Below are 8,747 nucleotides of genomic sequence, written 5' to 3'. Positions count from 1 at the left end.
GGCCGACGCCCGCCTGCTGCACCCGGTAGAAGTGGTCAACGATTACGAAAAAACCATCTACGACGAACTCGACCTGTTGCGCGAAGCGGCCAATGCCAGCCAGCTCAAGCGCAACTTCGAAGGCTCGCCGTTGCTGTACGTGCCGCAAGTGTATTGGGACTGGTGCCGCCCCAAAGTGCTGGTGATGGAACGCATCTACGGTGTGCAAGTCACCGACCTCGCCACCCTGGCCGACCAGCGTACCGACATGAAGATGCTCGCCGAGCGCGGTGTAGAGATCTTCTTCACCCAGGTATTCCGCGACAGTTTCTTCCACGCCGACATGCACCCGGGCAACATCTTCGTCAGCACCGTGAACCCGTGGAGCCCGCAGTACATTGCGATCGACTGCGGCATCGTCGGCAGCCTGACCCCGGAAGACCAGGATTACCTGGCGCGCAACCTGTTCGCTTTCTTCAAGCGTGACTACCGCCGCGTGGCGCAGTTGCACATCGATTCGGGCTGGGTGCCGGCGGAGACCAAACTCAATGAATTCGAAGCAGCGATCCGCACCGTATGCGAGCCGATCTTTGAAAAACCGTTAAAAGATATTTCCTTTGGCCAGGTGCTGATGCGCCTGTTCCAGACCGCCCGGCGCTTCAATATGGAAGTGCAGCCGCAGTTGGTCTTGCTGCAAAAAACCTTGCTGAACATCGAAGGCCTGGGCCGTCAGTTGTATCCGGACCTCGACCTGTGGAACACCGCCCAGCCGTTCCTGGAACGCTGGATGCGCGAGCGGGTCAGCCCGAAAACCTTGATTGGCAACCTGCACAGCCAGTTCGAACAGCTGCCGCACCTGGCCAACATGACCCGCGACCTGCTTGAGCGTATGTCCCAGCCCCACGCCCAGGACCCGGCACCGACCTGGCAAAAGCCTAAGGACGACTGGTTCCTGCGCCTGTTGGGCGGCGCACACCTGGCGGGCGGTGTGATACTGGCCATCGGCGGACCGCTGAATGAGCTGGGTCACTGGCCGGCCGGCATCATGATCGCGGTGGGTGTTTATCTGATCGTGCGTCGATAGCCGATCCGGTTATACACTGTCGCAAATTGCCGGAGCCGAACATGAAAGACTGGCTGGACGAGATCAAGTGGGACAACGACGGCCTGGTGCCGGCCATTGCCCAGGACTACAAGACCGGGCGCGTGCTGATGATGGCCTGGATGAACCGCGAGGCCCTGAGCCTCACCGCCGCTGAGCAGCGCGCCATCTACTGGTCACGTTCGCGTGGCAAACTGTGGCGCAAGGGCGAAGAGTCCGGGCACGTGCAGACCCTGCACGAGATGCGCATCGACTGCGACGCCGACGTGGTGATCCTGATGGTCGAGCAGATCGGCGACATCGCCTGCCATACCGGCCGTCACAGCTGCTTCTATCGCGTGTTCGAGAACGGCGCATGGAAGGTTGTGGAACCGGTGCTCAAAGACCCGCACGCCATCTACTCCGCAGGACACTGAACATGAGCGATACCCTGAACCGTGTGGCCCAGGTGCTGGAAGACCGCAAAGGCGCGGACGCCGACAGCTCCTATGTCGCCAGCCTGTACCACAAGGGTCTGAACAAGATTCTGGAAAAACTTGGCGAAGAATCCGTCGAGACGATCATCGCCGCCAAAGATGCGCAGATCAGCGGCGATTACAGCGATGTAATCTATGAGACCGCCGACTTGTGGTTCCATAGCCTGGTCATGCTCGCCCAACTGGGGCAGCACCCACAGGCCGTGCTGGACGAACTGGACCGTCGCTTCGGCTTGTCCGGACACACCGAGAAGGCCTCGCGCCCGTCCGCCTGAATAACTTTCACAGAGGAATTGCAGCATGGGCATTTTTGACTGGAAACACTGGATCGTCATTCTGGTGGTGGTGGTACTGGTGTTCGGCACCAAGAAACTCAAGAACCTGGGCACCGACGTGGGCGAGTCGATCAAGGGCTTTCGCAAAGCCATGAACGACGACGAAAAACCGGCCGACCCGGCCGCCAACCCGGTGCCACCGGCGCAGCCTGTGCACCCGCAGGCTACCCAGCCGATCACCGAGCGTCGCACCTTCGACGTGCAGGCTGAGAAAGTCCAAGAGCCGACCCGCAAAGACTCGTGAGCACTGACTAATGTTTGGTATCAGCTTCTCTGAACTGCTACTCGTCGGCCTCGTGGCCTTGCTGGTGCTGGGGCCAGAACGCCTGCCCGGTGCAGCGCGCACGGCCGGCCTGTGGATCGGGCGCCTGAAACGCAGTTTCAACGCCATCAAACAGGAAGTTGAACGGGAAATCGGCGCCGACGAGATCCGTCGCCAACTGCACAACGAACACATTCTGTCGTTGGAACAGGAAGCCCGGAAAATCCTGTCGCCGGTACAGGAGCCGGCCAAGCCGGTGGAGCCTGTGGCCGAAAACAGCATTGCGCCAGCCCCCGTCGCAGAAGCCACCCCCCCTGCGCCAACCGAGCCTGCGCCGACGCCTGTCGCGTCGCCCGCGCCCCATGACCCTACATTGCCGCCGCGAGCCCCATGAGCGCTGATAAACCGGAAAACGACCAGCACATGCCGCTGGTCTCGCACCTCACCGAGCTGCGTACCCGCCTGCTGCGTTGCGTAGCGGCCATCTTCATCATCTTTGCCGGGCTGTTCGCCTTTACCCAGCAGATCTATACCTTCGTCTCCACGCCATTGCGCCAGTACCTGCCGGCAGGCGCGACGATGATCGCCACCGATGTGTCGTCGCCGTTCCTCACGCCGCTGAAGTTGACCATGATGGTCTCGCTGTTCCTGGCGATCCCGGTGATCCTGCATCAGATCTGGGGCTTTATCGCGCCGGGCCTGTACAAGCATGAGAAACGCATCGCCGTACCGCTGCTGGTGTCGAGCATCCTGCTGTTCTACACCGGCATGGCGTTCGCCTACTTCCTGGTGTTTCCGCTGATCTTCAAGTTCTTCGCCGCCGCCACCCCGGCCGGCGTGGAGATGATGACCGACATCACCAGTTACCTCGACTTCGTGATGACGCTGTTCTTTGCCTTTGGCGTGGCCTTCGAAATTCCGGTGGCCGTGGTGCTGCTGGTATGGATCGGCGTGGTCGACGTCAAATACCTGCGCAAGATCCGTCCGTACGTGATCATCGGCTGCTTTGTGGTCGGTATGATCCTGACCCCACCGGATATCTTCTCGCAGACCTTGCTGGCCGTTCCGATGTGGATGTTGTTCGAAATCGGCATCCTGTTCGGCAGCCTGGTGAGCAAGCGCGGCGAGCACCCGGATGACCAAACCGACGACGACCAGCCGCCAGCGACCCAGCCGTGAACCTGCTGCTACTAGAAGAGGCCGACTTTATCGCGGCCGACCGAGTGATCCTGCGTGATCGCCGCCTGGTGCACATGCAGGACGTTCACCGTGCCGCCGTCGGCGACAGCCTGCGCGTTGGCCGCATCGGCGGGCTGATGGGCAATGCGCAATTGTTGCGCCTGGAAGCGGCGGAAGCCGAGCTGCAAGTCAGCTTCGACCAGCCGCCGCCAGCCAAGCTGCCTCTGACGCTGTTACTGGCCCTGCCGCGCCCGAAAATGCTGCGCCGAGTGCTGCAAACCGTCGCGGCCATGGGCGTGCCGAAAGTGGTACTGGTCAACAGCTACCGCGTGGAAAAAAGCTTCTGGCAAACCCCGTTCCTGGAACCTGAAGCCATTCGTGAGCAATTGATTCTGGGCCTGGAACAGGCACGGGATACGGTGCTGCCCGAGATCATTATCGAAAAGCGCTTCAAGCCGTTCGTTGAAGACCGTTTGCCGGCCATGACCGCAGGCACCCTGGGCCTGATCGGCCATCCCGGTGATTACCCAGCCTGCCCGCGTGGGCTGGATGAAGCGGTCACGCTAGCCATTGGCCCCGAGGGCGGCTGGATTCCCTACGAAGTGGACCTGCTGGCCAAGGCCGGCTTGCAGCCCGTACAACTGGGTGCACGCATCCTGCGGGTCGAAACCGCCGTCACTGCCCTGCTCGCCCGCCTGTTCTAACCACGAATAGGCTCTTGGTCAAATTCCAGCTTTCCTACAGATATAACCCTGCCAGCCGATAACCTTTGAATAAGTCCAAGCCTTGTTCCAAAGGAGATCGCAGCATGTATCGTTGGTTAGCCGCAAAACTGGGGAATGTGAGCGTCAATCGCAAGCTGAGCATTGGCTTTGGCTTGGTGTTGATCCTGACGCTGTTGATCACCTTCACCGGCTGGACCGGCCTCGGCGACGTGATCAGTCGCGGCGACAAGCTGGGTTTTATCTCCAACCTCAACAGCCTGACCAAAGACCTGCGACTGGCACGCCTGGACTTCGAGATGCGTCGCGGCGAGCAGGGCACTGATGCAGTCAATAGCCTGCTCACGCAGTTGGACAGTGGCCTGAAAACCGCCGCAGCCCTGATCGAGCAACCCGACGACAATGCTTTGGTCGAGCAACAACTGGAAGCCCTGAATCAATTTAAAAAGGCCTTCGCCGCCATGGTCCAGGCCGGCCTCAAGCGCGAAGGTGCCCGCAGCCAGCTGGGCGATACCGCCGACAATGCCGTGGCCAAGATCAACGAGATCGAAAAAACCTTGCTGCAGGGCGACAGCGTCACCCAATTCAATAGCGTGGTGGACTTGAGCAAGCTGATCCAGCAATCGCGCTTCCAGGTTCGCGGCTACACCTACAGCGGCAAGACGGAGGCCGAACAGCCAGCCCTGGATGCCATCGACAACGCCCTGAAAAAAATCAGCGAACTGCAAGGCCAACTACCGACGCCGTACCAGGCGAACCTGCAAGAAGCCGGCGTGTCACTGCAAGCCTATCGCGCTGCCGTCAGCCAGTATCGTGACTCCCAGGTCGCCAGCGCGGCGGCCTTGGCGACGATGAACGCCCAAGGCGAAATCCTGCTGAGCCACAGCGCAAAACTCACCACGTCGCAAACGGCAGTGCGTGATGCTGACGCGGCGCGGGCCAAACAACTGCTGCTGCTGGCCACCGTGTTGGCGTTGGTTTTCGGTATGGTCGCCGCCTGGGCCATCACCCGCCAGATCGTCATCCCGTTGAACCAGACCCTCAAAGTCGCAGAGCGCGTGGCCTCCGGCGACCTGAGCCACAACCTCGACTCTTTGCGCCAAGACGAACTGGGCCAACTGCAACGCGCCATGCAAAGCATGACCGTGGGCCTACGCGAGCTGATCGGCGGCATCAGCGACGGCGTGACCCAGATCGCCAGCGCCGCCGAGCAATTGTCGGCCGTGACCGAACAGACCAGCGCCGGGGTCAACAGCCAGAAGGTCGAAACCGACCAGGTGGCCACCGCCATGAACGAAATGGCCGCTACCGTGCAGGAAGTGGCGCGTAACGCCGAGGAAGCCTCCGAAGCCGCCGTGGCCGCTGACCAACAGGCCCGTGAAGGCGACAAGGTAGTCGGTGAAGCCATCGCCCAGATCGAGCGCCTGGCCAGCGAAGTCGGCAACTCCACGGCGGCCATGGGCGATCTGAAGCGCGAAAGCGACAAGATCGGCAGTGTGCTCGATGTGATCAAGTCGGTGGCCCAACAAACCAACCTGCTGGCGTTGAACGCAGCGATTGAAGCAGCCCGCGCGGGTGAGGCCGGACGCGGTTTCGCGGTGGTGGCCGATGAAGTGCGCAGCCTGGCCCAGCGCACCCAGAAGTCCACCGAAGAGATCGAAGAACTGATCGTCGGCCTGCAAAGCGGCACCCAGCATGTGGCAACCATCATGGACAATAGCCGTAGCCTGACCGACAGCAGCGTCGAGCTGACCCGCCGCGCAGGCAGCGCCTTGGCGAGCATCACCCGCACGGTCTCGACCATCCAGGCGATGAACTCGCAGATCGCAACCGCCGCCGAACAACAAAGCGCCGTGGCCGAGGAGATCAACCGCAGCGTGCTGAACGTGCGCGACGTGTCGGAGCAAACGTCGTCGGCCAGCGAAGAGACCGCCGCATCCAGTGCAGAACTGGCGCGCCTGGGCATCTATTTGCAGACCTTGGTCGGGCGCTTCCGCGTCTGATCTTTTAATCGCGGCGGCCAATCAAGGCCGCCGCAATTTATGAAACTTCCTACGCAGTTATCAGCCCGCCATCACCTCGAATCGTTTTAGCGTTTCAACGGAACGCTTTTCTGATTGGAGGTTCATCATGTTTTCTCGGCTGACCCGCTTGCTGGTCAATGCCAGCGTCCGCCTTAAGCTCATCCTGGGCTTCGGCCAAGTACTGATCCTCAGCTGCCTGATCGCCGTTACAGGCTGGCAAGCATTGAATGACGCACTGTATCGCTCCAGCAACTTGACGGCCTTGGGGCAACTGGCTCTCGACACTGAGGCCATGCGCGCCGACCGCATCGTATACCGCACCCTTACGGACGCCGACAGCCTGGGCAAGATGGCGATTAAGATTGAGCAAATTGATAGGCACCTGGCCTACCTTTCAAGCCGTTTGAAAGACCCCGCCGACCTGCAACGTCTGCAAGAAGCGACGCGACTGGTTACCGGTTTCAAGGCGGCATTGGTGGAACTGCCGCCCTTGATCGAGCAACGAGAAAGCATTCGCCCTTCGCTCAGAAGAGCAGCACTACAGGCCAGCGATACACTCGCCCAGCTCGCCAGCGAACTACCCGATCAACAAGACGAGCAAGCCTTGGAAGCCATTGAGCACCTGCGCCAAGTCATGGAGCAGGCAGAGAATCGCACCCAGAGCCCCGCATGGGCCGCGCAATCACTGCAAGCCTACGCCGAGGCCATTACCAAGACTTTTGAGGCCCTGGAGGTCGCCCAGACCGCCGTCACCACACTGCCCGTCGACTCGGCCCTGCTCAAAACCGACCTGGCCAACTATCGCGAGCAATTAGCCAAGCTCAAGGAAGCTCAGCTCAACACTGAAACCGTGCAAAACCGTTTTGAACAACAGCTCAATGACCTGCGCCAGCACAACCAACTGCTCAGTGAAGGCCAGAACGCCAGGCGCGATGACGAAGCGAGCCACACACGCCTACTGCTGATCAGCGTCACAGTGTCTGCCTTGCTGTTAGGCGCCCTGGCCGCGTGGTGGATCGCGCGACAGATTGCCGTGCCGCTGCGCGAAATCCTCACCGCCGCCCATCGTGTCGCCGACGGTGACCTGGGCCACGACATCGAGGTGGAGCGCCGCGACGAACTGGGTCAATTACAGCAAAGCATCCGGACAATGACCCGTAACCTGCGCACACTGATCAGTAACATCGGCGACAGCGCACGGCAGATCGCCAGCGCCGCCACACAATTGTCCACCGTCACCGAACAGACCCGCGCCGGCATCAGCGTCCAAAAAGACGAAACCGATCAAGTGGCCACAGCCATGAATGAAATGCTCGCCACTGCCCAGGAGATTGCCCGACATGCCGAGCTGGCCTCGACGGCGGCAAATAGTGCTGACCAACAGACCAGCGCCGGTGACAAAGTGATCACCCAGGCGACTGAGCAAATCGGCTACTTGGCCAGCGAAATGGCACTCTCCAGCCGGGCCATGCTCGCCTTGCAGCAAGAGGGCCAAAAAATCGGCAGCGTGTTGGACGTGATCAAATCGGTGTCCCAGCAAACCAACCTGTTGGCCTTGAACGCCGCCATTGAAGCCGCACGGGCGGGCAGCGCTGGCGAGGGTTTTGCCGTGGTGGCCGACGAAGTACGCAGTCTGGCCCAGCGCACTCAGGAGTCCGCTGAAGAAATCGAAGGGTTGATTCTGGGCTTGCACACCGGCACCCAGCGAGTGGCGGACATCATGGACAGCAGTCGCAACCTCACCGACAACAGCGTCGGCCTGACCCGCGATGCGGGTGATGCACTGGCCGCGATAGCCCGCATCGTCTCGATCATTCAGGAAATGAACCCGCAGATTGCGGCCGCCGCCGAGCAGCAAAGCGCAGTGACCGAGGAAATCAATCGCAGTGTATTGAAGGTGCGGGATGTGACGGAACAGACGGCAGCCGCCAGTGAGGAAACGGCGGCCGCCAGTGTTCAATTGACGAAGTTGAGCCTGGATCTACAGGCCCTGGTAGGCAGGTTCAGGCTATAGGACCTGGCGCAGAAAGGCCTGGGCCCGCGGGTCTTTCGGTGCGTCGAAGAACTCGGCCGGTGAGGCATCCTCCAGCAACTTGCCGTGATCGAAGAACAGCACCCGGTCCGCCACTTCACGGGCAAAACCCATTTCGTGGGTGACGCAGACCATGGTCATGCCTTCCAGGGCCAGGGTCTTCATCACGTCCAACACTTCACCGACCATTTCCGGGTCGAGGGCCGAGGTGGGCTCATCGAACAGCATCACCTTGGGCTCCATTGCCAAGGCGCGAGCGATAGCTACGCGCTGCTGCTGGCCACCAGACAGGCGTGATGGAAATTCGTTGGCCTTCTGCGCAATACCGACCTTTTCCAGCAACGCCAGGGCCTTGGCCTCACGCTCTTTCTTACCGCGCTTGCGCACGACCTTTTGCGCCAGGCACAGGTTTTCCAGCACGGTCATGTGGGGGAACAGGTTGAAGTGCTGGAACACCATGCCGACTTCGCGGCGATAAGCGTTCACGTCGGTTTTCGGGTCGGCCAGTTGCAGGCCGTCGATGCTTACCGAGCCCGAGTCGAACTCCTCCAGGCCATTGAGACAGCGCAGGAAAGTGGACTTACCGGAGCCAGATGGACCGATCACCACCAGCACTTCGCCCTTGGCCACCTGGGT

At 60.9% G+C, this 8,747-nt stretch carries 10 protein-coding genes and 1 pseudogene; 10 read left to right on the top strand and 1 reads right to left on the bottom strand.

What is annotated here, in order from left to right:
• The 10 genes and pseudogenes from ACRESD_RS23915 to ACRESD_RS23870 all read left to right on the top strand — a co-directional run.
• A partial coding sequence (locus ACRESD_RS23915) for an AarF/UbiB family protein (protein WP_431753165.1) occupies positions 1 to 1,063 on the top strand: 1,063 nt, incomplete at its 5' end.
• Between the two features lie 41 nt (positions 1,064 to 1,104).
• On the top strand, positions 1,105 to 1,497 hold the full coding sequence (gene hisI / locus ACRESD_RS23910) for a phosphoribosyl-AMP cyclohydrolase (protein WP_431753164.1): 393 nt from the start codon (positions 1,105 to 1,107) through the stop codon (positions 1,495 to 1,497).
• Between the two features lie 2 nt (positions 1,498 to 1,499).
• Positions 1,500 to 1,832 carry a phosphoribosyl-ATP diphosphatase gene (locus ACRESD_RS23905; RefSeq protein WP_431753163.1) on the top strand — a complete coding sequence of 111 codons (333 nt, stop codon included), beginning with the start codon at positions 1,500 to 1,502 and terminating at the stop codon, positions 1,830 to 1,832.
• A gap of 25 nt (positions 1,833 to 1,857) precedes the next feature.
• Positions 1,858 to 2,136, top strand: a complete 279-nt coding sequence (locus ACRESD_RS23900; protein WP_053140487.1) for a twin-arginine translocase TatA/TatE family subunit — start codon at positions 1,858 to 1,860, stop codon at positions 2,134 to 2,136.
• Positions 2,137 to 2,146: 10 nt separating this feature from the next.
• Entirely contained in the window at positions 2,147 to 2,548 is a 402-nt protein-coding gene (tatB, locus tag ACRESD_RS23895) for a Sec-independent protein translocase protein TatB (protein WP_431753162.1), read from the top strand.
• Complete coding sequence (gene tatC / locus ACRESD_RS23890) at positions 2,545 to 3,333, top strand: twin-arginine translocase subunit TatC (RefSeq protein WP_431753161.1); 789 nt, start codon at positions 2,545 to 2,547, stop codon at positions 3,331 to 3,333. The genes tatB and tatC overlap by 4 nt, the downstream gene beginning before the upstream one ends.
• A complete protein-coding gene (locus ACRESD_RS23885) occupies positions 3,330 to 4,037 on the top strand; it encodes a 16S rRNA (uracil(1498)-N(3))-methyltransferase (protein ID WP_431753160.1) in 708 nt (235 codons plus the stop codon). Before tatC ends, ACRESD_RS23885 begins: the two co-directional genes overlap by 4 nt.
• Positions 4,038 to 4,141: 104 nt before the next feature.
• Positions 4,142 to 5,200, top strand: a pseudogene (locus tag ACRESD_RS23880) (methyl-accepting chemotaxis protein); the annotation flags it as partial.
• Complete coding sequence (locus ACRESD_RS23875) at positions 5,186 to 6,058, top strand: methyl-accepting chemotaxis protein (protein ID WP_431753166.1); 873 nt, start codon at positions 5,186 to 5,188, stop codon at positions 6,056 to 6,058. The pseudogene ACRESD_RS23880 and the gene ACRESD_RS23875, both read left to right, overlap by 15 nt.
• A 127-nt stretch (positions 6,059 to 6,185) precedes the next feature.
• Entirely contained in the window at positions 6,186 to 8,093 is a 1,908-nt protein-coding gene (locus ACRESD_RS23870; protein WP_431753159.1) for a methyl-accepting chemotaxis protein, read from the top strand.
• Here ACRESD_RS23870 and ACRESD_RS23865 read toward each other — a convergent pair.
• The coding region (locus ACRESD_RS23865) for an amino acid ABC transporter ATP-binding protein (protein WP_431753158.1) at positions 8,088 to 8,747 on the bottom strand (660 nt) is incomplete at its 5' end. The genes ACRESD_RS23870 and ACRESD_RS23865 overlap by 6 nt on opposite strands.

Origin of the sequence: Pseudomonas sp. (assembly GCF_050739995.1) — a bacterium.
Taxonomy (GTDB): domain Bacteria; phylum Pseudomonadota; class Gammaproteobacteria; order Pseudomonadales; family Pseudomonadaceae; genus Aquipseudomonas.
Note: the sequence above shows the minus strand (reverse complement) of the source record. Positions and strands in the feature narration are given on the sequence as shown.

Coding starts and splice junctions, on each gene's coding strand:
- ACRESD_RS23870 (WP_431753159.1), top strand. CDS start 6,186: ATGTTTTCTCGGCTGACCCGCTTGCTGGTCAATGCCAGCGTCCGCCTT.
- ACRESD_RS23905 (WP_431753163.1), top strand. CDS start 1,500: ATGAGCGATACCCTGAACCGTGTGGCCCAGGTGCTGGAAGACCGCAAA.
- hisI (WP_431753164.1), top strand. CDS start 1,105: ATGAAAGACTGGCTGGACGAGATCAAGTGGGACAACGACGGCCTGGTG.
- tatC (WP_431753161.1), top strand. CDS start 2,545: ATGAGCGCTGATAAACCGGAAAACGACCAGCACATGCCGCTGGTCTCG.
- tatB (WP_431753162.1), top strand. CDS start 2,147: ATGTTTGGTATCAGCTTCTCTGAACTGCTACTCGTCGGCCTCGTGGCC.
- ACRESD_RS23900 (WP_053140487.1), top strand. CDS start 1,858: ATGGGCATTTTTGACTGGAAACACTGGATCGTCATTCTGGTGGTGGTG.
- ACRESD_RS23875 (WP_431753166.1), top strand. CDS start 5,186: ATGCAAAGCATGACCGTGGGCCTACGCGAGCTGATCGGCGGCATCAGC.